Below are 21,478 nucleotides of genomic sequence, written 5' to 3'. Positions count from 1 at the left end.
GGCTCAGACCGGGACGCGGACCTGCTGCAGGATGCCGCCGAGGACGGCCTCCGTGCGCACGCCCTCGAGCTCCGCCTCGGGCTGGAGCTGCATCCGGTGCCGCAGCACGGGCAGGACCATCGCCTGGACGTGGTCCGGGGTGATCGAGCCGTAGCCGTTCAGCCAGGCCCAGGCGCGGCTCGCGGCGAGCAGCGCCGTCGATCCGCGGGGGCTGACGCCGAGCTTCACACTCGGGCTCTCGCGGGTCGCGCGGGCGAGGTCGACGATGTAGCCGAGCACGTCCGGGCCGGCGCCGACGCGGCGGACGGAGGCCTGGGCCGCCCGCAGCCGCCCCGCGTCCAGCACCGGGTGGACCCCCGCGGCGGCGAGGTCGCGCGGGTCGAAGCCGGCCGCATGCCGCGAGAGCACCTCGACCTCGACGTCCCGCGGCGGCACGTCGAGCACCAGCTTGAGCAGGAAGCGGTCGAGCTGCGCCTCGGGGAGCAGGTACGTCCCCTCGTACTCGACCGGGTTCTGCGTCGCCGCGACGAGGAACGGGTCGGGGAGGCGGAGCGTGCGGCCGTCGACGCTGACCTGGCGCTCCTCCATCGCCTCGAGCAGGGCGGCCTGCGTCTTCGGCGGCGTGCGGTTGATCTCGTCCGCGAGCAGCAGGTTCGTGAAGACCGGGCCCTCGCGGAAGGCGAAGCCCGAGGTGGAGGCGTCGTAGACGAGCGAGCCGGTGATGTCACCGGGCATCAGATCGGGGGTGAACTGCACGCGCCGGGTGTCCAGTCCCAGCGAGACCGAGAGCGCGCGCACGAGCAGCGTCTTCGCGACGCCCGGCACGCCCTCGAGCAGCACGTGCCCGCCGGCGAGCAGGGCGATCAGCAGCCCGGAGACGGCGCCGTCCTGGCCGACGACGGCGCGGCCGACCTCGGAGCGGACGCGGTCGAGCTCGCGGCGGAGCTCGTCGTCCGCGATCGGGGGGAGGGAGGAGTCGCTCATCGGAGGGGGCCTTCCGGTCGTTCGTGGTCGGGCTGATCGTGGTCGAGGCGGTCGCGCGCGGGGCGCCCGGTGCCGGCTCCTGCGGTGCCCGGTCCTGCGGTGCCGGCCGCGGCGGTGCCCGTGCGGGGTGCGCGGGCGGCGCGGAGCGCGCTCTCGAAGCGCAGGAGCTCGTCGGAGGCGGCCACGAGTGCGGTGTCGTCGGCCGGCTCGTCGTCGACGAGGAGCCGGCGCACGGCGCGCGGGTCGCGCTCGAGCAGGGCCGCGGCCGCCGCGACGACCTCGTCCACTCCGCTCGACGGGGCCAGACCGAGCAGGGCGGCGGAGCGGTGCAGCGTGCCGATCCGCAGTGCGTCCAGCGCGCGCACCTGGGTGGCGCCGTGGGCGTAGAGGCGGGCCCGGCCGCGGGCGGTCTCGCTCGCGTGCACGACGACGGGCAGCGGCTCGACGGCGAGCGGGCCGAATCGCCGCCCGCGCCAGACGGCGGAGGCGACGAACACCCCGACGAGCAGCAGCAGCGCCGGCGTGACCCAGCCCGGCGCGAGATCGGCCGGGTCGACGGCGGCGGAGGTCGCGTCGGCCGCGCCGGCGCGGTACCAGACCAGGCGGTCCTCGCCGCCGAGGAGGCCCAGCGCGAGGGCGGCGCGTCCCTCCTCGGCGACGGTGCCGTTGCGCAGGAGGTCGGCGTCGCCGACGGCGATCACGTCGGGGCCGCCGGCCGGGGAGTCGGCGACGAGCGCGAAGGCGTCGTCACCGGACGGGAAGCAGCCCGCGGCGCCGCCCTCGAGGACGCGGAAGGTGCTGCCGCCCGCGGGGATCCCCGCGGCGCGCTCCGCGGCGGGCAGCGTGCAGGAGGCGGCGAGGACGCCGTCCTCCTGCGGCGCGCCGGCGAAGGCGACGCCGGGCAGCAGCGCGTCGAGGGCCGCGCCGGACGGCTCGACGAGGACGACCGCGGCGGGGTCCTCGGCGAGCCGGGCGTACTGCTCCTCGTCCAGCGCCGAGCCCGGATCGTCGATCAGCAGCGTGCTGCCCGGGCCGACCGCGCGCAGGGCCTCGTCGAGCGAGTCGGCGCGGACGACGTCGACGCCCTGCTCGCGCAGGACCTGGGCGACCGCGCGGGCGCCGTCCGGTGCCGCGCTGTCGACGTCGAGGTCGGCGGCGGGCACCGGGGAGCCGGTCGCCACGGTCAGCAGGACCGTGCCGACGACGACGATCGCCGCCAGGAGCGCCCAGATGCGTCCCCGGCGCAGCAGCGCGCCGAGCGTGGGGGAGGAGACGGTGTCGACGGGAGCGTCCGACGCCGGCGGAGCAGCGGGCGCGGTCATCGCAGCGCCTCGAGCGGGACCGGCGCGGCCGCGAGCGCGCGGTCGAGCTCGGCGACCCGCTCGCAGTCCTCGCGCCCGCAGGGCAGGCCGAGGTAGCGGACCCGGTCGAAGGCGTCCGCCGAGCGCCGGAGCGCGTCGGCGGAGGCGGGGAAGACGGCGGCGGCCCGGCGGGAGAAGCCGTGCGCGGTGGTGCCGGGCGAGACGGTGAGGATCGTGCGCTCGTCCAGGGCGCGCACCAGGGCGCGGAACCGCTCCACCAGCGCCTCGTCCCAGTCGCCCCGGGCGGCCGCCGCCTCGGCGAGGGCGCGCAGCTCCGCGGCCGAGCGGCCGTCGTCGTCGGCGAGGACCGCCCCGGTCACGCGACTGCGCTGCCGCAGTCGCGGCCGTCCCGCGAGGACGAGGGCGACCACGACGAGCACCACCAGCACGAGCACGCCGATCAGCGCCGCGAGCGGCACGCCGACGCCGTCGCCCGGCAGCGTGAGCGAGGTGAACCAGTCGCGCACGGCCTGCACCAGGTGGTCGAACCAGTTCGGCTCGGCGGCGCGGTAGCGCGGGTCGGCGAGCTCCTCGAGGAGCAGGCGGCGGGCCTCCTGCGCATCGGGGTCGAGCGGCGCCGTGGCGAGCGCGAGGCGGATCACGGCGCGGTCCGCTCCGGAGCGGGGAAGGGATCGGGGGACTCGCGCCCGGCCGCGCGCTCCTCGACGTGCCGCATCAGCACGAGGTCGAAGCCCTCGCGCCGGATCCGGCGATCGAGGTAGACGAGCCCGGTGACCGCCGACTGCAGCACCGTGCCGACCGCGCCGACGACGAGGCCGACGGCGACCGAGAGCAGCGCGACGACGATCGACGCGACCACCTGCGCGTTCGGGTCGGTCGGCGCGACCAGCGCCCCGCCGATCGGGATCAGCAGGCTGAAGGGCGTTGAGACGACCTGCCCGGCCGCCTGGATGATGACCGCCATCAGCGCGAGCGCGCCGAACGTCCGCCAGAACCCGCCGGTGACGAGCCGCCAGGAGCGCGCGACCGCCCGGCGCAGCGGGAGCCGCTCGAGCACCAGGAGGCTCGGCACCAGCGCGAGCTTCGTCGCGAGCCAGACGCCCACCGCGGTCGCGGCGAGGCCGGCCAGCACGAGCACCAGGATCCCGCCGACGACCGCACTGGCCCCCGCGTCCTGGGCGCCGAGGAGGAAGAGCGGCACCGAGAGCGCCGCCGCGGCGACGACCAGCACCAGGACGCCGACGCCCTGCAGCACGGTCCAGCCCACCAGCGCCCAGAAGCGGCCGCGGAGCCGCCGGAGCAGCGCGCGCAGCGTCGGCCGCTCGCCGAGGACGGCGCGTGACACCTCGAGCACGACGACGCCCTGCACGAGCGCGCCGGTGGCCAGGGTGACGGCGAGCGGGATCAGCGCCGCGAGCACGACGATCGCCAGCGACCCCGACGCGACGGCGTCCCGATCGGCGACCTCGGCCTGGGTGATCCGGCCGACCGCGAGAAGGGCGACGGCGCCGTAGAGCACGAGAGCGAGCAGCGAGCCGAGGCCCTGCACGAGCAGCGCGACGCCGAGGGTGGTGCGCGGGCTGCGGCGGAGGACCGCGAAGGGCGCGCCGAGCAGGGTGCCGAAGCCGAGCGGCCGCAGCGGGATCAGCCCGGGCTTGGGCGGAGGAGTCCAGCCCTGCGGCGGGAACGGGCCGGCGGGACCCGCGGTCGGAGACCAGGACACGGGCGCGACCGGTGCGACAGGGGCGACGCGCGGCCGCGCGTGGTCGCCCTCCGGAGCCCCGGCGGGCGGTGGCCACTGAGCTGCGTCGGTCATCCCTCCCATGCTGTCACAGCCGCGCTCGGCCCTCGCGGTCGGGCGCGGCCGTGCTCCCACTCGCGTCGGTTAGCCTGACCCCATGAGCGCGCGAATCCTGGTGGTCGACGACGATGCGGCCCTGGCCGAGATGATCGGCATCGTCCTGCGCGCGGAGGACTGGGACGTCTCCTTCTGCGCCGACGGCACGGGCGCCCTCGAGGCCTTCCGGCGGGCCCGGCCGGACCTCGTCCTGCTCGACCTGATGCTGCCCGGGATCGACGGCATCGAGGTCTGCCGCCGGATCCGCGCCGAGTCCGGCGTCCCGATCATCATGCTGACCGCCAAGTCCGACACCTCCGACGTCGTGCAGGGTCTCGAGTCCGGCGCGGACGACTACATGGTCAAGCCGTTCGACCCGAAGGAGCTGGTCGCGCGGATCAAGACGCGCCTGCGCCCCTCCCAGGTCGCCGCCAACGCCGTCCTGCAGGTCGGCGACCTCAGCCTCGACGTCGCCGGGCACGAGGTCCGCCGCGGTGAGACCCGCATCGGCCTGACACCGCTCGAGTTCGACCTCCTCCTCGCCCTCGCCTCGAAGCCGCAGCAGGTGTTCACCCGCGAGATGCTGCTGGAGCAGGTCTGGGGCTACCACTACAAGGCCGACACCCGGCTCGTGAACGTCCACGTGCAGCGCCTGCGCGCGAAGGTCGAGAAGGACCCGGACGATCCGCGCATCGTGATGACCGTGCGCGGCGTCGGCTACCGCGCCGGCTCCGTGCTGCCGAGCTGACGTGAGCCTCGCGCGCCGCTTCCGGGCGCCGGCGCTGCGGCGCTGGCCGCGGAGGGTGCTCCGGGCCTGGCGGAGCTCGCTGCAGTTCCGCGCCGTCGCCATCACCGTGCTGCTCAGCGGCATCGCGATCGGCTCGACGGGCGCCTACCTCTCCTACAGCATCAGCGACAACCTGTTCCAGTCGCGGCTCGACCAGGTCACCGGCGACACCTCGCGCGCCACCCGCGCCGCGCAGGGCTACCTCGACGCGGCGACGGTCTCGACCCGGCAGGACATGGAGGAGGTCATGAACTCGGTGCGCACCGCGGTGCGCGACGCCTCCTCGTCCGCCCTGATCGCGGTCGTGCGCGCGCCCGATCAGGAGGCGTCCTCGCTCGCCCCGCAGGACAGCTACAACCGCGAGCTGCAGAACGGCGTCATCAGCGACGACCTGCGCGCGCGGGTGCAGGCCGGCGCCGACGGCCAGTACTGGCAGTCGGTGAGCCTCGGCGCCTCGGGCCAGCAGCTCCCGGGCATCGTCGTCGGCTCGACGATCGAGCTGCCGAGCTCCGCGGGGCGCTACGAGCTCTACATCGGCTACTCGCTCGCGGACGCGGAGCGCACGCTGCAGTTCGTGCAGCAGGTCCTCAACATCGCCGGCATCCTGCTGATCCTCCTGATCGGCGCGGTCAGCTGGGTCGTCGTCCGGATCGTGGTCGCGCCCGTGCGGGTGGCGGCGGAGACCAGCCAGCGCCTCGCCGCGGGCGACTTCGACGTGCGCATCCCGGAGAGGGGACAGGACGTGATCGCCACCCTCGCCCGCTCGTTCAACGGGATGGCCGACAGTCTCCAGGAGCAGATCAGCGAGCTCGCCACGCTCAGCCGGGTGCAGCAGCGCTTCGTCTCCGACGTCTCGCACGAGCTGCGCACCCCGCTGACCACGATGAAGCTCGCCGGCGACGTGCTCTACGACCAGCGCGAGGGCTTCCCGCCGGTCGCCGAGCGCACCGTCGAGCTGCTGCACGGCCAGATCGGCCGCTTCGAGAGCCTCCTCGCCGATCTGCTGGAGATCTCCCGCCACGACGCCGGCTCGGCCGAGCTCGAGCTGGAGCCGGTGAACCTGGTGCGGCTGGCCGGCGAGGAGATCGAGGGGATGCGCGGGATCGCCGAGGCGAACGGCTCGCGGCTCACGCTCTCCGCCCCCGGCGGCTACTTCGACGCCGAGATGGACGCCCGCCGCATCCGGCGCATCGTGCGCAACCTGCTCGGCAACGCGGTCGAGCACGGCGACGGCCGCGAGATCGTGGTCACGGTCGACAGCAACGCCACCGCGGTGGCGCTCGCCGTCCGCGACTACGGTCACGGCATGAGCTCCGAGGAGGTGGTCCGCGTCTTCGACCGCTTCTGGCGCGCCGATCCGTCCCGCCGCCGCACCCTCGGCGGCACCGGCCTCGGCCTCTCCATCGCGCAGGAGGACACCGCGCTGCACCACGGCTGGCTGCAGGTCTGGTCGATGCCCGGCCGCGGCGCGTGCTTCCGGCTCACGGTCCCGCGTCGGCGCGGCGAGCGGATCGACGCCTCCCCGCTGCCGCTGCCGCCCGTGGACGCGGGCGAGCAGGCCTACTCCGGTCCCATCGTTCTGCCGCCACTGCCGCTCGGCGGCGTGCCCGAGCACGGGGTCGTCCAGTGAGGGGCGTGCGCTCCGCGGTCGCCGCGGTGCTGCTGCTGGCCGCCCTCGCCGGCTGCGCGGGCATCCCGCGCGGCGGCGATGTCGGCGTCGGCCGCCCGGACACGGCGCCGCAGGACCTGCAGTACGACTTCCTCCCCTCCGGCCCCGCCGAGGGCGCCGACCAGTTCGAGATCCTCACCGGCTTCATCGACGCGGCGTCGAGCCCGCAGAACAACTACAAGATCGCCCGCGAGTTCCTCTCCACCGGAGCCGACTGGACGCCGGGCGAGCACGTCACCGTCGACGAGGGCCAGCGCTCCTCGACCCAGCCCGGCGCGTCGACGCTCTCGCTCACCATCACCCCCGTGGCCGAGGTCGACGCCACCGGCGTCTACTCCGAGGTCGCGACGACCACCGCGCTGGAGCTGGACTACGGCTTCGTCCAGGAGAACGGCGAATGGCGGATCAGCTCTCCGCCCAGCGGCGTCGTCATCGACCGGACCACCTTCGAGCAGGTCTTCTCCACCTACGCGCTCTACTTCTTCGACCCGAGCTACTCCTACCTGGTGCCGGATCTGCGCTGGTTCGCCTCGCGCGCGGACAGCTCGACCAGCACCACGATCGTCACCGAGCTGCTGCGCGGGCCGACGCCGTGGCTCCGCGACTCGTCCGCCGTCGTCTCGGCCTTCCCGACCGGGACGGCGCTCGCCGCCGAGACGGTGCCGGTCGAGGCGCAGCGGGCCGTCGTCGACCTGAACTCGGCGGCGCTCGAGGCCGACGAGCGGCAGTGGCGCCGGATGGCGCTGCAGCTCGGCAGGAGCCTGGCCAACGTCTCGAACGTCACCGGGGTCTCGCTCTCGGTGCAGCAGAACCCGATCGAGATCCCGACCGAGGTGACCGGGCTGCCGACCTCGCCGCGGGTGGACACCCGGCCGCTGGTGCTGACCGACGGCGACTTCGGCTTCCTCGGCTCCTCGGGACTCGCCGAGACGGCCGTCTCGGACCGGATCGCGGCGCTCTCGCCGCGGGCCGCGGTGCTGGGCGAGCAGCGGGGCGCCGACTCGAGCGCCTCGGCGGCCGTCCTCACCTCGGCCGGCGTCTCGCTGCTCACTCCCGGCGTCGACGACGTGCTGCTCGACGCCCGGAGCGGCCTCGCGGCCCCCGGCATGGACCCCTTCGGCTACGTCTGGTCGGTGCCCACGGAGGCGCCGGGCCAGCTGGTCGCCTACTCCTCCGACGGCTCCCGGTCGCTGCAGGTCGCGACCGCCTGGCCGGAGATCGAGTCGATCGCCTCGTTCGCGCTGTCCCGGGACGGCACGCGGATGCTCGCCTTCGCGCAGGACGGGCAGCAGGCGACCGTGCTCGTCGCCGGGGTCACCCGCTCGGCCAACGGCGATCCGATCGCGGTCGGCGAGCCGGTCGTGCTGCGCTCGACCCTCGGCACGGCGGTCGCCGCCGCCTGGACGGACGAGCTCGACGTCGTCTCGGTCGTCCGCGGCTCCACCGGCGAGGACACGGTGACGATGAACCAGCTCGGCGGAGGGGACACCCCGCTGGGGACGACCACCGGGACCGTGCAGATCGCGGCCGGCAACGCCTCGACGCAGATCCGCCTCCTCGCCGAGGGCGGCGAACTGCGCCAGCAGCGCGGCTCGGCGTGGCAGACGGTCGCGACAGGCATCGAGCTCCTCGCGACACAGACCGGCATGGGGTCCTGAACCCGGGCACACTCGCCCGATGCTGCGCGATCACCTCCTCGACGCCCTCGCCGTTCTGCTGCCGGTCGACTGCCCGGCCTGCGGGCGGCCGGCGACGCGGGTGCCCTGCCCGGACTGCGCAGCGGAGCTCGCCGCGCAGGCGCGACCGGACGTCCGCCGCCTGGGGTCCGACGACGACCCGCTCGAGGTGCGCGTCGGCGCGGAGTACGCCGGGACGGTGCGGCGGCTCGTCCTCGCGCTGAAGGCGGAGGGGCGGGTGGCCGCAGCGCGACCGCTCGGCGCGCTGCTGCGACCCGTGCTGCTCCAGGCGCTCGACGGCGCTCCGGCGCTGCTGGTCGCACCCCCCGGCTCGCGCCTGCGGCATCTGCGGCGCGGCTTCGACCCTGTCGACCTGCTGGTGCGCGCGGCGGGCGGGCGCCTCGCCCGGCCGCTCACGAGGACCCGGCTCGCGCTCGACCAGGTCGGCCTCGCCCGGGCGGAGCGGCACGCGAACCTCGACGGCGCGTTCCGCGCCAGGCGTCCGCTCGACGGCGAGCGGATCCTGCTGGTGGACGACGTGGTCACCTCGGGGGCGACCCTGCTCGAGCTGCGCCGGGCCGTCCGCGCGGGCGGGGGAGACGTGGCGGGGGCGGCCGCGCTCGCCGGGACCCCCGGCGGCCGCAGCGCGACTTCCTGATGAACTCCCGAGGACGATCCGGTGACCGCGGGTCTACGCTCGGGGGACGGCGTGAACGGTCCGCCCGGAGAAAGGCGGCACGCCGTACTCGACTGGGAGGTTGTCATGGACATCGACATCACAGGCCGCAACATGGGCATCACCGATCGCTTCCGCGCCTACGCGACGGAGAAGTCGGAGAAGATCGCCCACCTCGCCGACCGGGCGCTCGCGCTCGAGATCAAGGCGAGCCGTCACAGCGAGGGCAAGGGCGCCGCCGGCGGCGACCGGGTCGAGCTCACGCTCATCGGCAAGGGGCCCGTGGTGCGGGCCGAGGCGAGCGGAGCCGACAAGTACGCGGCCTTCGACGTCGCCCTCGGGCGCCTGCTCGAACGGGTGCGTCGAGCCAAGGACCGCAAGAAGGTGCATCGCGGTCAGCATCGGCCGACCTCGCTGCGCGACGCGGCGGCCGACGACTTCAGCGTCGTCGCGATCCAGCCGGCGGACGCCGAGGTGCTCGAGCGCCTGAGCACGGGCGTGATCCCCGTTCAGGAGGAGCCGGCCCCGGAGCCGGTCGCCGCGGACGAGGACGACGCGGAGGAGCCGTACTGCCCCGTCGTCATCCGCAAGAAGGTCTTCCCCTCCGTCTCGATGAGCGTCGACGACGCCGTCGACTACATGGAGCTGGTCGGCCACGACTTCTACCTCTTCATCGACGCGGACACCGACCGCCCGAGCGTCGTCTACCGACGCAAGGGCTGGGACTACGGCGTGATCGGCCTCGGCGACGAGGCGGACGCGCAGCCCGAGGCCGCCGCGGTCTGACCCGGGAGCCCCCCGGAGGTCCGCCTCCGGGGGGTTCTTCGCGCCCTGTCGGACCGCGCACAGCCCGCCCCGGCTAGTGTGGTTCCGTCCGCGCCGTGCCGTCGGGCACCTGTCTTCTACGTTTTGGAGTACCCCGTGGCCTCAGTTCTCGAAAAGGTCCTTCGCGTCGGGGAGGGCCGGGTCCTCCGCCGCCTCGAGAACTACGCGAAAGCCGTCAACGCCCTCGAAGAGGACTTCACGCACCTCAGTGACGAGGAGCTGAAGAACGAGACCGTCGAGCTGCGCGAGCGCTACTCGAACGGCGAATCGCTCGACGACCTGCTGCCGGAGGCCTTCGCGGCCGTCCGCGAGGCCTCGCGCCGCACGCTCGGCCTGCGCCACTTCGACGTCCAGCTGATGGGCGGCGCTGCACTGCACCTCGGCAACATCGCCGAGATGAAGACCGGAGAGGGCAAGACCCTCGTCGCGACCCTGCCGGCGTACCTCAACGCCATCGCGAGCCGCGGCGTGCACATCGTCACGGTGAACGACTTCCTCGCGAACTACCAGTCCGAGCTGATGGGGCGCGTGTTCCGCGCCCTCGGCATGACGACCGGCGTGATCCTCTCCGGCCAGACGCCCGAGCAGCGCCGCGAGCAGTACGCGGCCGACATCACCTACGGCACGAACAACGAGTTCGGCTTCGACTACCTCCGCGACAACATGGCCTGGCAGGCGCAGGACATGGTCCAGCGAGGCCACTTCTTCGCCGTGGTCGACGAGGTCGACTCGATCCTCATCGACGAGGCGCGCACCCCGCTGATCATCTCCGGCCCCGCCTCGGGCGAGGCGAACCGCTGGTTCGCCGAGTTCGCCGGCCTCGCCACGCGCCTGATCGAGGGCGAGGACTACGAGGTCGACGAGAAGAAGCGCACCGTCGGCGTGCTCGAGCCCGGCATCGAGAAGGTCGAGGACTACCTCGGCATCGACAACCTCTACGAGTCCGCGAACACCCCGCTGATCTCGTTCCTCAACAACTCGATCAAGGCCCGCGCCCTGTTCAAGAAGGACAAGGACTACGTCGTCCTCAACGGCGAGGTGATGATCGTCGACGAGCACACCGGCCGCATCCTGGCCGGCCGCCGCTACAACGAGGGCATCCACCAGGCGATCGAGGCGAAGGAGGGCGTGCAGGTCAAGGCCGAGAACCAGACCCTCGCCACCGTCACGCTGCAGAACTACTTCCGCCTCTACGGCAAGCTCTCCGGCATGACCGGAACGGCCGAGACCGAGGCCGCCGAGTTCATGTCGACCTACAAGCTCGGCGTGGTCTCCATCCCGACCAATCGCAAGATGCAGCGCATCGACAACGCCGACCTCGTCTACAAGAACGAGCAGGTCAAGTTCGAGCAGGTCGTCGAGGACATCGTCGAGCGCCACGCGGCGGGCCAGCCCGTCCTGGTCGGCACGACGAGCGTCGAGAAGAGCGAGTACCTCTCCCGCCTGCTCGCCAAGAAGGGCGTGCGGCACGAGGTGCTGAACGCCAAGAACCACGCGCGCGAGGCCGCGATCGTCGCCCAGGCCGGCCGCCTCGGCGCCGTCACCGTCGCGACCAACATGGCCGGCCGCGGCACCGACATCATGCTCGGCGGCAACGCCGAGTTCCTCGCGGTCACCGAGATGTCGACCAAGGGCCTCAGCCCCGTCGACACCCCCGAGGAGTACGAGTCCGCGTGGGACGACGTCTTCGCGGGCGTCAAGGCCAAGGTCGCCGAGGAGGCCGAGAAGGTCCAGGCCGCCGGCGGTCTCTACGTGCTCGGCACCGAGCGCCACGAGTCGCGCCGCATCGACAACCAGCTCCGCGGCCGCTCCGGCCGCCAGGGCGACCCGGGCGAGAGCCGCTTCTACCTCTCGCTCACCGACGACCTGATGCGCCTGTTCAACTCCGGCGCGGCCGAGGCCCTGATGGGCCGCGGCAACGTGCCGGACGACATGGCGATCGAGTCGAAGGTCGTCTCGCGCGCCATCCGCAGCGCGCAGTCGCAGGTCGAGGCGCGCAACGCCGAGATCCGCAAGAACGTCCTCAAGTACGACGACGTCCTCAACCGCCAGCGCGAGGCGATCTACTCCGACCGCCGCCACATCCTCGAGGGCGACGACCTGCACGAGCGCACCCAGAAGTTCCTCGTCGACGTGATCGACGAGATCCTCGAGGTGCACACCGGCGAGGGCAACGGCGACGACTGGGACTTCGACGCGCTCTGGACCGAGCTGAAGACCCTCTACCCGGTCAGCCTGTCGATCGACGAGGTCGTCCAGGAGGCCGGCAGCCGCGGCCGGATCAACAAGGAGTTCATGCGCCGCGAGATCCTCTCGGACGCGAAGCTCGCCTACCAGGGCCGCGAGGAGCAGCTCGGCGCCCCCGCCATGCGCGAGCTCGAGCGCCGCGTCGTGCTCTCGGTGATCGACCGCCGCTGGCGCGACCACCTCTACGAGATGGACTACCTCAAGGACGGCATCGGCCTGCGCGCGATGGCCCAGCGCGACCCGCTGGTCGAGTACCAGCGCGAGGGCTTCACCCTGTTCCAGCAGATGATGGGCCAGATCCGCGAGGAGACCGTCGGCTTCCTCTTCAACCTCGAGGTCGAGGTCACCCAGAAGCAGGGCGAGGTCGCCGGCGTCGCCGCGAAGGGCCTCTCCGAGCCGGTCGCCCCGGTCGAGAAGCTCAGCTACTCCGCGCCGAGCGACTCGGGCGGCGTCGAGGTCCGCGATCAGCGCGGCCGGGTGCAGCAGGCGGCGACGGCGAAGGCCAGCGCCGCGGCGGCTCGCGAGGCGCGCCCGGACGACGCGGAGGATGCCGCGACCACCGGCGCCTTCGGCCAGCAGACCGGCGGCTCCGACGAGACGCCGAACAACCGCCAGGAGCGCCGCGCGCAGACCAAGCGCCGCTGATCCCGGCTCTGCCGACCGGCACGACGAAGGTCCCGGTCCCGACTCCGCTCGAGCGGAGCGCGGGATGCGGGGCCTTCGTCGTCGACAGCGCGGGCGCGTGATCGGCGGCGTCAGACGCGGTGCCGCACCAGCGCCGAGACGAAGCCGCCGGCGAAGGTGTCGCCGAGGCCGATCGTGGTGGGGCGGTCGGTCTCGAGCACGAGGCCGGGCGTGCAGACGGCCTGCAGCCGAGCCGTGACCGCGGTGCAGACCGCGACTCCGCCGGGCTGCGCCGGCAGCTGTGCGACGCGGTCGTAGTCCGCGGCGGTGATGCCGTCGCCGAGCAGGTAGCGGGTGCTCGCCATCGTCACTCCGCCGAGGAGCGCCGCGCGGTAGCGCTCGGCCTCCGCTCCGACGGCCGCCGACCAGTGCCGGGTGTGCACGACGAGCACCGGGCCGGGGAGGAGCGCCGCGGCCGCGCCCAGCGCCTCGACCACGGCATCCGGGTCGAGCAGGTCGAGCCGGTGCCCGAGCAGCGCCTGCAGCTCGTCCTCGTTCATGCTGACGACGTCGACGCAGCCGAGCAGGGCGGAGCGGGCCCGGTCCTGCAGAGCGGGCAGGTGGAAGCCCGCGTCCTCGTAGATCACATCCGCGGAGGCGGGCAGCGCCGCGAGGTGGCGCTGCAGCGTCTCCAGCCGGTCCGTCAGCACCGCCCCGTCCTGGATGCTGTTGAAGCCGGAGACCAAGAAGACGCCCGCGTCGGCCAGCATGCCGCCGAGTCCCTCCGCCAGCAGCAGCTCGCGGTTGGGCGGGTGACGGGACCTAGGCTTGTCGGGTGTCGACCCTCAGTGATCTCGTCCTCTCCCACGGCCGCTCCACGGACGCGGACGTCGAATGGCTGCACCTCCTCGTCGGCGATCTCCAGCTCCTCGCCGACCTCGCCTTCGCCGACATCGTGCTCTGGGTGCCGACCGCCGAGGGCGGCTTCGTCGCGGTCGCGCACGCCCGGCCCTCGAGTGCGGCGACCCTCTTCTACCGCGACTTCGTCGGGCAGAAGATCAAGGCGGAGTGGCGCGCCCAGGTCGCCGAGGCCTTCGAGAGCGCTCGCATCGTCGACACCTCGGCCCCGGACTGGTTCGAGGAGACGCCCACCCGCGTGCGCGCCGTGCCGGTCATCCGGCGCCTCGGCGGCTCCGACAGCGCGACCACCGATCAGCCGATCGCGGTCGTCACCCGGCACACCAACCTCAGCGAGACGCGCACGCCCAGCCGCCAGGAGTTGACCTTCAACGACTGCGCGAACGACCTCTTCTCGATGATCGCCTCGGGCGACTTCCCCGACCTCGGCGCGCCGACCGGGCCCCGGCGCGGCGCCCCGCGCGCCTCCGACGGCCTGATCCGCCTCGACGTGGACGGGATCACGACCTTCGCCAGCCCGAACGCGCTGTCGGCGTTCAACCGCATCGGCTTCGCGGACGAGCTCGAGGGCGAGTCGCTCGCCGAGGTCACCACCGGCCTGGTCGCCGGCAAGGTCGTCATCGACGAGTCGCTGCCGCTGGTCGTGACCGGCCGCGCGCCCTGGCGCACCGACATCGAGGCGCGCGGGGTCACCGTCTCGCTGCGCGCCATCCCGATCCGCGACCGCGGGGAGCGCGTCGGCGCCGTCGTGCTCTGCCGCGACGTGACCGAGCTGCGCCACCAGGAGCGGGAGCTGATCACCAAGGACGCGACGATCCGCGAGATCCACCACCGGGTGAAGAACAACCTGCAGACCGTCGCGTCGCTGCTGCGGATCCAGGCCCGGCGCACCCACTCCGATCTCGCCCGCGAGGCGCTGACGCAGGCCATGCGCCGCGTCGCGGCGATCGCGGTCGTGCACGACACCCTCTCCGAGGGGCTCGCGCAGAACGTCGACTTCGACGCGGTGTTCGACCGGGTTCTGCTGCTGATCGCCGAGGTCGCCTCGACGCACAACACCACCGTGCACCCCACCTTCACCGGCAGCTTCGGCGACCTGCCGAGCGAGTACGCCACTCCGCTCGCCCTCGCGCTGACCGAGCTGGTCACCAACGCGGTCGAGCACGGGCTCGCCGGCCGGGAGGGCGACGTCGAGATCGTCGCGACCCGCGGCGACGACGAGCTCACCGTCAAGGTGCGCGACACCGGAGTCGGACTGCCGGAGGGCAAGGTCGGCTCGGGTCTGGGCACGCAGATCGTGCGCACCCTGATCCAGGGCGAGCTCGGTGGGACGATCGACTGGCACACGCTGGTCGGCCGCGGCACCGAGGTGACCATCGAGGTGCCGCTGCGCTGGCTGAAGGGCCCGCGGGTCTGAGCCGCACCGGTCCGCGCCGCGCGGGCTCGGTCCCCGCCCGGAGTCCCCGGGAACGACGCGACCCCCGCTGCCGGAGGGCGAGCGGGGGTCGGGGTCGTGCGGTGCCGGGTGGTCCCGGTGCCGGCGCTACGAGGCGCGGCGGGCGCGGGCGGCGCGGCGCTTGAGGGCGCGGCGCTCGTCCTCGCTGAGGCCGCCCCAGACGCCCGAGTCCTGACCGGTCTCGAGGGCGTACTGCAGGCAGACCTCGGTGACGGTGCAGCGACCGCAGACGGTCTTCGCCTTCTCGATCTGGTCGACCGCGGGTCCGGTGTTGCCGACCGGGAAGAAAAGCTCGGGGTCAGCGGTGAGGCAAGCGGCCTTGTCGCGCCAGTCCATGCGGGTGCTCCTTGTGTGACAGCGTGCGTGGAGGAACCACGCAGTGTTCGGGTGGGATGATCGAGTCACACCGACGGCCTGGACCATCGGTATGCACCGGGCGCCCGAACCGGCGCACGCCACGAGACCCTGCGCAGCTGCGCAAGGCGGTTCGGGTGCGGGACCGGACGGTGCTCGGTTCTTCCCGACAGATCGCCCCGCTCGCACGCATGCCTCTCGGCACGGCAGGATCGGGGTGTTCACATCGGCGGTAACCCACGACCCTGTGAGCGGTGAAACGAACTGCACTAGCCTGTCACGGAGGCAGGCTCGAATCAAGAGTGCTGGATGGGATGCAGCTGTGATCATGGACGGGAACCGGCCTCCGACCAGGCCGGGAAGCGGCCGGCGGCCCCTCGGCCTGCTCCTCCTGGTCGCCGTTCTGGCGCTGGAGACCGCTGCCGTGGCGTGCATCACGGGGTGGCTCGTTATCGAGCTCCTCACCACCCGGGCCGGCTCGATCGGCGGCGGGATCGCGATCGTCGTGCTCTCCGTCATCGCCCTGGCCTGGGTCGCCGCGACGACCGTCGGAACCGCCCGGTGCCGCAGCTGGATCCGCGCCTCCGCCCTGACGATCCAGCTGGTGATGATGGCCGTCGCCCTCGGCGCGTTCCAGGGGCAGTACGCCGTGCCGGACATCGGCTGGGCGCTGCTGGCGCCGGCCCTGCTGGCCGTGGTGCTGCTCTTCCTGCCGAGCACGGTCGCCGCCACCCGCCGCGATCCCGGGCTGAGCTAGCGTCACCGAGCCGGCCGCCCCGCGCCGGCGTCACTGGGCTAGCGTCGGAGGATGGACTCCACCCGACTCGGCCTCAGCGGCCTCCAGGTCTCCCCGATCATCCTCGGCTGCATGAGCTTCGGCGCGCCCGACCGCGGTGCGCACGGCTGGAGCATGGGGGAGGAGGAGTCGCGGCCCTTCCTCCGCCGGGCGCTCGAGCTCGGCATCACCACGTTCGACACCGCCGACGTCTACTCCGACGGCACGAGCGAGGAGTTCGTCGGCCGCGCTCTCGCGGACTTCGCCGTGCGTGAGGAGGTCGTCATCGCGACCAAGGTGCACGGCACGATGCGCCCGGGCGCGAACGGTGGCGGGCTCTCGCGTCGGCACATCCTCAGCGCGATCGACGACAGCCTCCGCCGCCTCGGCACCGACTACATCGACCTCTACCAGATCCACCGCTGGGACCCGCAGGTGCCGATCGAGGAGACGATGGAGACTCTGCACGACGTCGTCCGCACCGGCAAGGCGCGCTACATCGGCGCGTCGAGCATGTGGGCGTGGCAGTTCGCGAAGGCGCAGTACACCGCCGACCTCGGCGGCTGGACCCGCTTCGTCTCGATGCAGGACCAGTACAACCTCATCCAGCGCGAGGACGAGCGCGAGCTGCACCCGTTCTGCCTCGACCAGGGCGTCGGCGTGATCCCGTGGTCGCCGCTGGCCCGGGGGCGCCTCACCCGCGACTGGGACGCGACCACATCGCGCACCGAGACCGATCTCTACGGGAAGACGCTCTACCACCAGCAGGAGGAGGCCGACCGTCGGACCGCGGGCACCGTCGAGCGCATCGCTGCCGAGCGCGGCGTCCCGCGCGCGCAGGTCGCCCTCGCCTGGGTGCGCCAGCAGGAGGCGGTGACCGCCCCGATCGTCGGCGCGACGAAGATGCAGCACCTCGAGGACGCGGTCGCCTCCGTCGACCTCGAGCTGACGGCCGAGGAGCTCGACGCCCTCGGCGCCGACTACGCCCCGCGCTTCAACGAGGGCTTCTAGCCCTCGGCGGATCTCGAGACGCCCGCTGCGCGGGCTCCTCGATCAGCATGGGCGATCCGCGGCCCCGGCCGGCTGGTCGAAGCGCGGCGTAGAGAGGCGCGGCGGGTCAGGCCAGCTTGAGCTTCTTGCGCAGCGCCTGCACGTGGCCGGTGGCGCGCACGTTGTACTGGGCGAACTCGAGGGCGCCCTCGGGGCCGACGACGAAGGTCGACCGGAACACGCCGACGACCGTCTTGCCGTAGCTGTTCTTCTCGCCCCAGACGCCGTAGGCGCGGTGCACGCTCATGTCCGGGTCGCTCAGCAGCGGGTACGCGAGGCCGTGCTCGTCGGCCCAGCGGCGCAGCGCCTCAGGGGTGTCGCGCGAGACGCCGAGCACCTCGTAGCCGGCCGCCTGCAGGGCCGCGGTGCTGTCGCGGAAGTCGCACGCCTCGGTGGTGCAGCCGGGGGTGTCGGCCTGCGGGTAGAAGAAGAGGATGACGCGGCGGCCGCGCAGGCCCTCGAGGGCGACCGGGGAGCCGTCCTGGTCCGGCAGCGTGAAGTCGGGGGCGGTGTCGCCTGCGGCGAGGCGCTCGTCGGCGGGGATCGGGGGGAGGGCGGTGTCGGTCATCGTCTGCTTCCGTCGGTGGTGGCGAAGGTGGTCAGGAGGCGCTGGAGCGAGTCGAGGCGCTCCGGCCCGCTCGCGCCCAGCAGCCCGCCCTCGACGGCCTCGATGATCGCGCAGTCGGGGGAGTCGGGGAGGTGCGTGCAGCCGCGCGGGCAGTCCTCGGCGAGCACGGCGAGCGTCGTGAAGGCGCCGAGAATGTTGTCGGTGTTCACGTGGCCGAGGCCGAAGGAGCGCACGCCCGGGGTGTCGATCACCCAGCCGTGCCGGTCGCCGCGCTCGACGCGCAGCGAGACGGTGGAGGAGGAGGTGTGCCGGCCGCGCCCGGTCACCGTGTTCACCCGGCCGATCGCCCGGTGCGCGTCGGGGACGAGCTTGTTCACGAGCGTCGACTTGCCGACTCCGGAGTGGCCCACCACGACGGTCTCGTGGCCGAGCAGCGCCTCGGCGATCTCGTCGACGGGCGGCTCGTCCTGGCTGGAGAGGAAGACGCGGAGGTCGAGGCCCTCGAAGTTGCGCAGGAACGGCGCCGGGTCCGCCAGGTCGGTCTTGGTGATGCAGAGCATCGGGGTGATCCCGGCGTCGAAGGCGGCGACCAGGTAGCGGTCGACCAGCCGGGTGCGCGGCTCCGGATCGGCGGCGGCCACCACGCACACCATCTGGTCGGCGTTGGCGACGATCACCCGCTCGATCGCGTCGGTGTCGTCGGCGCTGCGGCGCAGCAGCGTCGATCGCTCGCGGATCCGGACGATGCGGGCGAGGGTGCCCTCGTCGCCGCTGGAGTCGCCGACCACGTCGACGCGGTCACCGGGGACGATCGCCTGCTTGCGCAGCTCGCGGGCCCGCGCCGCCGTGAACTCGTGCTCCTCCGGGGTGCCGTCGCCGATCATCACGGTGTAGCGGCCGCGGTCGACACCGAGGACCATCGCGATCTCGGCGTCCTCGTAGGCCGGCCGGTTCTTCGTCCGCGGCTTGGTGCCCTTGGGGTTCGGCCGCACTCGCGCGTCCGACTCGTCGTAGCCGTCGAAGTCGTCGAGCACTCCGTCGGCGTCGAGGCCGCTGTCCGTCCACCACGACACGGGTCAGACCCCGCCCGCGAGTGCGGTCCAGAGCTCGGGGAACTGCGGCAGGGTCTTCGAGGTCGTCGCGATGTCCTCGATCGCGACGCCGGGGACGACCAGGCCGATCAGCGCACCGGCGTGGGCCATGCGGTGATCGGAGTAGGTGCGCCAGCGGCCGCCGTGCAGCGGCGCGGGCTCGATCCGCAGACCGTCCTCCAGCTCGGTGACGGAGCCGCCGAGGCCGTTGATCTCGGCGGCGAGCGCGGCGAGGCGGTCGGTCTCGTGGTGGCGGATGTGGCCGATGCCGGTGAGTGTGCTCGGGCCGCTCGCGAGCGCGGCGAGGGCCGCGAGCGCGGGGGCGAGCTCGCCGCCCTCCGAGAGGTCGAGCTCGACGCCGAGGATCTCGTCCCCGCCGCGGACGACGAGGTCCTCGCCGTCGCGCTCGACGCTCGCGCCGAACATCGGCAGGATCCGCTCGAGGTGCGCGCCGACCTGGGTGGTCTCGGCCGGCCAGTGCCGGAGGCGGACGGTGCCGCCGGTGACGAGTGCGGCGGCCAGGAACGGCGCGGCGTTGGAGAGGTCGGGCTCGATCAGGACCTCGGCACCGGCGATCCGCTGCGGCGCGATCGTCCAGGTGCCGGGCGTCGAGGCGTCGACGCTCACGCCGCGGGCCGCGAGGGCGGCGATCGTCATGTCGATGTGCGGCTGGCTCGGCAGCGCGCCGCCCTCGTGCCTCAGGCGCAGGCCCTCGTCGAACCGGGCCCCGGCGAGGAGGAGGGCCGAGACGAACTGGCTCGAGCGGGTGGCGTCGACCACGGCGTCGCCGCCGCGGATCGAGCCGGAGCCGTGCACGGTGAAGGGGAGCGAGCCGCGCCCGTCGTCCGCCACGTCGACGCCGAGCGAGCGGAGAGAGGCGATGGTCGCGCCCATCGGCCGCTTGTAGGCGTAGGCGTCGCCGTCGAAGGTGGTGGGCCCGAGCGCCAGCCCGGCCAGGGGCGGCAGGAAGCGCATCACGGTGCCGGCCAGGCCGCAGTCGATCGTCGTGGAGCCGAAGAGCTCCTCGGCCGGCTCGACGACGAGATCGGCGCCGAAGGAGCCGGTGGCGCCTTCCTCGCGGATCGTCGTGCCGAGCGAGCGCAGGCCCTCGATCATCAGGGCGCTGTCGCGCGAGTGCAGCGGCGCGCGCAGCACTGACGGAGCGTCGGCCAGAGCGGCGAGGACGAGCTCGCGGTTCGTCAGCGACTTGGAGCCGGGCAGCTCGACCACGGCGTCGAGGGCGCCGACGGCGGACGGCGCGGACCAGTCCTCCTCGCCGGGGAGCGCGCGGGCGTCGCCGTACGGATCGAACTCGGGAGCGGAATAACGCGAGAAGACCATCGGTTGTCAGAGTAGTCGGCGAACGGACCGACGGCAGGATCAGGCGGGAGGCGAGGCATGACGGCGACGATCGACCTCGTGCGACCCCGGCCGGCCCGACCGGCCGCCTCCCGGCGCCGCGGCCTAGAATCGCGTGTGATGACTCGCGACGACAGCACACGCCCCAGCACCGCCGACGAGGCGCAGGCGACCGAGGAGACCGAGACGATCGAGGAGACCGTCGAGGAGGCTCTCGACGACGCCGCTCCCGACGCTCCGGTCGACCTCCGCGCGCTGTTCGAGCAGCAGGCGCTGCCCTTCATCGACCAGCTCTACGCGGCCGGCCTGCGGATGACCAAGAACCCCTCCGACGCCCAGGACCTCGTCCAGGAGACGTTCGCGAAGGCGTTCGGCGCGTTCAAGCAGTTCGAGCAGGGCACGAACCTCAAGGCGTGGCTCTACCGCATCCTCACCAACACGTTCATCAACTCGTACCGCAAGAAGCAGCGCGAGCCGTACCAGAGCGCGATCGACGAGCTCGAGGACTGGCAGCTGGGCGGCGCCGAGTCGACCACCGCCACCTCGAGCCGCTCGGCCGAGGCCGAGGCGATCGACCACCTCCCCGACACCGCCGTCAAGGAGGCCCTGCAGGCGATCCCGGAGGACTTCCGGCTCGCCGTCTACTTCGCCGATGTCGAAGGGTTCTCGTACCAGGAGATCGCCGACATCATGAAGACCCCCGTCGGGACCGTGATGAGCCGGCTGCACCGCGGCCGGCGCATGCTGCGCGAACGACTCACCGACTACGCACGCGAGCGCGGGATCCGCGCCGCTTTCACCACCGGGAGCACGAAATGACCGACTGCGGCTGCACGAAGGCGAAGGCCGAGCTCGAGGAGTACCTCCACAACGAGCTGTGCAAGGAGGACGCCGCCGACATCCGCGAGCACATGGCGAACTGCCCCGACTGCTCCGGTGAGGCGAAGGTCGGCGTCGTGCTGACCGTCGCCGTGCAGCGCGCGTGCAAGGAGACGGCGCCGGAGGACCTCCGCGCCCAGGTGCTCGGCATGCTGCGCGATGCGCAGGCGAGCCACGCGGCGGCTCCGGCGCGGGTCTAGCGCTCCGCACTCTCTGCTCGACGACCTCCGGCTCGTCGGAACGCGCGCGGCTCGCAGGAGCCATCCGTTCCGGCGAGCCGGAGGTCTTTCCGCGAGCCGGACTCTCGTGAGGCGAGAGGTCGCCGAAATCCGGCTCGCAGAACGACGTCCGGCGCGCCGGATCCGAGGATTCCGACGAGCC

General features: G+C 73.2%; 20 protein-coding genes. 11 read left to right on the top strand and 9 right to left on the bottom strand.

The features are described 5' to 3' along the window. Window positions 1-3: 3 nt before the first annotated feature. Genes MT353_RS01970 through MT353_RS01955 form a run of 4 tightly spaced genes read right to left on the bottom strand, consistent with a single transcriptional unit; the run spans window position 4 to window position 4,122 of the window. Complete coding sequence (locus MT353_RS01970; protein ID WP_123735248.1) at window positions 4-984, bottom strand: MoxR family ATPase; 981 nt, start codon at window positions 982-984, stop codon at window positions 4-6. Then, on the bottom strand, window positions 981-2,306 hold the full coding sequence (locus tag MT353_RS01965; RefSeq protein WP_243623489.1) for a DUF4350 domain-containing protein: 1,326 nt from the start codon (window positions 2,304-2,306) through the stop codon (window positions 981-983). Before MT353_RS01965 ends, MT353_RS01970 begins: the two co-directional genes overlap by 4 nt. Next, the gene (locus tag MT353_RS01960; protein WP_243623488.1) at window positions 2,303-2,947 is read right to left on the bottom strand and encodes a DUF4129 domain-containing protein; all 645 of its coding nucleotides are present in this window, start codon (window positions 2,945-2,947) and stop codon (window positions 2,303-2,305) included. The genes MT353_RS01965 and MT353_RS01960 overlap by 4 nt, the downstream gene beginning before the upstream one ends. Beyond that, the gene (locus tag MT353_RS01955; RefSeq protein WP_243623487.1) at window positions 2,944-4,122 is read right to left on the bottom strand and encodes a hypothetical protein; all 1,179 of its coding nucleotides are present in this window, start codon (window positions 4,120-4,122) and stop codon (window positions 2,944-2,946) included. Before MT353_RS01955 ends, MT353_RS01960 begins: the two co-directional genes overlap by 4 nt. An 82-nt stretch (window positions 4,123-4,204) precedes the next feature. On the opposite strand from MT353_RS01955, the gene mtrA reads away from it, so the two are divergent. The 6 genes from mtrA to secA all read left to right on the top strand — a co-directional run bounded on the left by mtrA (window position 4,205) and on the right by secA (window position 12,668). Then, window positions 4,205-4,891 (top strand): MtrAB system response regulator MtrA, encoded by a 687-nt coding sequence (gene mtrA / locus MT353_RS01950; RefSeq protein ID WP_123444394.1) that lies wholly within the window; start codon window positions 4,205-4,207, stop codon window positions 4,889-4,891. A gap of 1 nt (window position 4,892) precedes the next feature. Then, window positions 4,893-6,560, top strand: coding sequence for an MtrAB system histidine kinase MtrB (mtrB, locus tag MT353_RS01945; RefSeq protein ID WP_132435837.1), 1,668 nt, complete (start codon window positions 4,893-4,895; stop codon window positions 6,558-6,560). A gap of 5 nt (window positions 6,561-6,565) precedes the next feature. Next, on the top strand, window positions 6,566-8,257 hold the full coding sequence (locus MT353_RS01940) for a GerMN domain-containing protein (protein WP_243623486.1): 1,692 nt from the start codon (window positions 6,566-6,568) through the stop codon (window positions 8,255-8,257). Window positions 8,258-8,276: 19 nt separating this feature from the next. Continuing rightward, window positions 8,277-8,933: a ComF family protein gene (locus MT353_RS01935; protein WP_243623485.1), complete on the top strand. Its 657-nt coding sequence runs from the start codon at window positions 8,277-8,279 to the stop codon at window positions 8,931-8,933. A 105-nt stretch (window positions 8,934-9,038) separates the two neighbouring features. Beyond that, window positions 9,039-9,737 carry a ribosome hibernation-promoting factor, HPF/YfiA family gene (gene hpf, locus MT353_RS01930; RefSeq protein WP_123444397.1) on the top strand — a complete coding sequence of 233 codons (699 nt, stop codon included), beginning with the start codon at window positions 9,039-9,041 and terminating at the stop codon, window positions 9,735-9,737. A gap of 135 nt (window positions 9,738-9,872) precedes the next feature. Next, on the top strand, window positions 9,873-12,668 hold the full coding sequence (gene secA / locus MT353_RS01925; RefSeq protein ID WP_127886111.1) for a preprotein translocase subunit SecA: 2,796 nt from the start codon (window positions 9,873-9,875) through the stop codon (window positions 12,666-12,668). 110 nt (window positions 12,669-12,778) lie between these two features. Here secA and MT353_RS01920 read toward each other — a convergent pair whose 3' ends face one another. Then, on the bottom strand, window positions 12,779-13,417 hold the full coding sequence (locus MT353_RS01920) for an ADP-dependent glucokinase/phosphofructokinase (RefSeq protein WP_243623484.1): 639 nt from the start codon (window positions 13,415-13,417) through the stop codon (window positions 12,779-12,781). Between the two features lie 65 nt (window positions 13,418-13,482). On the opposite strand from MT353_RS01920, the gene MT353_RS01915 reads away from it, so the two are divergent. Then, window positions 13,483-14,982: a sensor histidine kinase gene (locus tag MT353_RS01915; protein WP_123702681.1), complete on the top strand. Its 1,500-nt coding sequence runs from the start codon at window positions 13,483-13,485 to the stop codon at window positions 14,980-14,982. Between the two features lie 126 nt (window positions 14,983-15,108). On the opposite strand, the gene MT353_RS01910 is transcribed toward MT353_RS01915, so the two are convergent. Beyond that, on the bottom strand, window positions 15,109-15,357 hold the full coding sequence (locus tag MT353_RS01910; protein ID WP_056045195.1) for a WhiB family transcriptional regulator: 249 nt from the start codon (window positions 15,355-15,357) through the stop codon (window positions 15,109-15,111). A 442-nt stretch (window positions 15,358-15,799) separates the two neighbouring features. On the opposite strand from MT353_RS01910, the gene MT353_RS01905 reads away from it, so the two are divergent. After that, window positions 15,800-16,132, top strand: a complete 333-nt coding sequence (locus tag MT353_RS01905) for a hypothetical protein (RefSeq protein WP_243623483.1) — start codon at window positions 15,800-15,802, stop codon at window positions 16,130-16,132. A gap of 51 nt (window positions 16,133-16,183) precedes the next feature. Further along, window positions 16,184-17,161, top strand: coding sequence for an aldo/keto reductase (locus MT353_RS01900; RefSeq protein ID WP_243623482.1), 978 nt, complete (start codon window positions 16,184-16,186; stop codon window positions 17,159-17,161). A 106-nt stretch (window positions 17,162-17,267) separates the two neighbouring features. Here the strand turns inward: MT353_RS01900 and bcp are convergent, their stop codons facing one another. The 3 genes from bcp to aroA are packed head-to-tail and all read right to left on the bottom strand — an operon-like array spanning window position 17,268 to window position 20,200. After that, window positions 17,268-17,768 (bottom strand): thioredoxin-dependent thiol peroxidase, encoded by a 501-nt coding sequence (bcp, locus tag MT353_RS01895; protein ID WP_243623481.1) that lies wholly within the window; start codon window positions 17,766-17,768, stop codon window positions 17,268-17,270. Further along, the gene (rsgA, locus tag MT353_RS01890; protein WP_173250401.1) at window positions 17,765-18,841 is read right to left on the bottom strand and encodes a ribosome small subunit-dependent GTPase A; all 1,077 of its coding nucleotides are present in this window, start codon (window positions 18,839-18,841) and stop codon (window positions 17,765-17,767) included. Before rsgA ends, bcp begins: the two co-directional genes overlap by 4 nt. A gap of 3 nt (window positions 18,842-18,844) precedes the next feature. Further along, window positions 18,845-20,200: a 3-phosphoshikimate 1-carboxyvinyltransferase gene (gene aroA, locus MT353_RS01885; RefSeq protein WP_243623480.1), complete on the bottom strand. Its 1,356-nt coding sequence runs from the start codon at window positions 20,198-20,200 to the stop codon at window positions 18,845-18,847. Window positions 20,201-20,338: 138 nt separating this feature from the next. Between aroA and MT353_RS01880 the strand changes: the two genes are divergently transcribed. Together MT353_RS01880 and MT353_RS01875 are read left to right on the top strand one after the other, a co-directional pair. After that, window positions 20,339-21,037 (top strand): sigma-70 family RNA polymerase sigma factor, encoded by a 699-nt coding sequence (locus MT353_RS01880; protein WP_123444430.1) that lies wholly within the window; start codon window positions 20,339-20,341, stop codon window positions 21,035-21,037. Further along, complete coding sequence (locus tag MT353_RS01875; protein WP_123444408.1) at window positions 21,034-21,297, top strand: zf-HC2 domain-containing protein; 264 nt, start codon at window positions 21,034-21,036, stop codon at window positions 21,295-21,297. Before MT353_RS01880 ends, MT353_RS01875 begins: the two co-directional genes overlap by 4 nt. Window positions 21,298-21,478 lie beyond the last annotated feature (181 nt).

Source organism: Rathayibacter sp. VKM Ac-2927 (genome assembly GCF_022815525.1).
GTDB lineage: Bacteria > Actinomycetota > Actinomycetes > Actinomycetales > Microbacteriaceae > Rathayibacter > Rathayibacter festucae.
This window is presented reverse-complemented; position numbering and strand designations above follow the sequence as displayed.

What these genes read in the sequence shown, in the direction of transcription:
- MT353_RS01970 (WP_123735248.1), bottom strand. Translation starts at nt 984, where the DNA reads ATGAGCGACTCCTCCCTCCCCCCGATCGCGGACGACGAGCTCCGCCGC.
- MT353_RS01965 (WP_243623489.1), bottom strand. Translation starts at nt 2,306, where the DNA reads ATGACCGCGCCCGCTGCTCCGCCGGCGTCGGACGCTCCCGTCGACACC.
- MT353_RS01955 (WP_243623487.1), bottom strand. Translation starts at nt 4,122, where the DNA reads ATGACCGACGCAGCTCAGTGGCCACCGCCCGCCGGGGCTCCGGAGGGC.
- mtrA (WP_123444394.1), top strand. Translation starts at nt 4,205, where the DNA reads ATGAGCGCGCGAATCCTGGTGGTCGACGACGATGCGGCCCTGGCCGAG.
- MT353_RS01935 (WP_243623485.1), top strand. Translation starts at nt 8,277, where the DNA reads ATGCTGCGCGATCACCTCCTCGACGCCCTCGCCGTTCTGCTGCCGGTC.
- hpf (WP_123444397.1), top strand. Translation starts at nt 9,039, where the DNA reads ATGGACATCGACATCACAGGCCGCAACATGGGCATCACCGATCGCTTC.
- MT353_RS01920 (WP_243623484.1), bottom strand. Translation starts at nt 13,417, where the DNA reads ATGCTGGCCGACGCGGGCGTCTTCTTGGTCTCCGGCTTCAACAGCATC.
- MT353_RS01910 (WP_056045195.1), bottom strand. Translation starts at nt 15,357, where the DNA reads ATGGACTGGCGCGACAAGGCCGCTTGCCTCACCGCTGACCCCGAGCTT.
- MT353_RS01900 (WP_243623482.1), top strand. Translation starts at nt 16,184, where the DNA reads ATGGACTCCACCCGACTCGGCCTCAGCGGCCTCCAGGTCTCCCCGATC.
- bcp (WP_243623481.1), bottom strand. Translation starts at nt 17,768, where the DNA reads ATGACCGACACCGCCCTCCCCCCGATCCCCGCCGACGAGCGCCTCGCC.
- aroA (WP_243623480.1), bottom strand. Translation starts at nt 20,200, where the DNA reads ATGGTCTTCTCGCGTTATTCCGCTCCCGAGTTCGATCCGTACGGCGAC.
- MT353_RS01880 (WP_123444430.1), top strand. Translation starts at nt 20,339, where the DNA reads ATGACTCGCGACGACAGCACACGCCCCAGCACCGCCGACGAGGCGCAG.
- MT353_RS01875 (WP_123444408.1), top strand. Translation starts at nt 21,034, where the DNA reads ATGACCGACTGCGGCTGCACGAAGGCGAAGGCCGAGCTCGAGGAGTAC.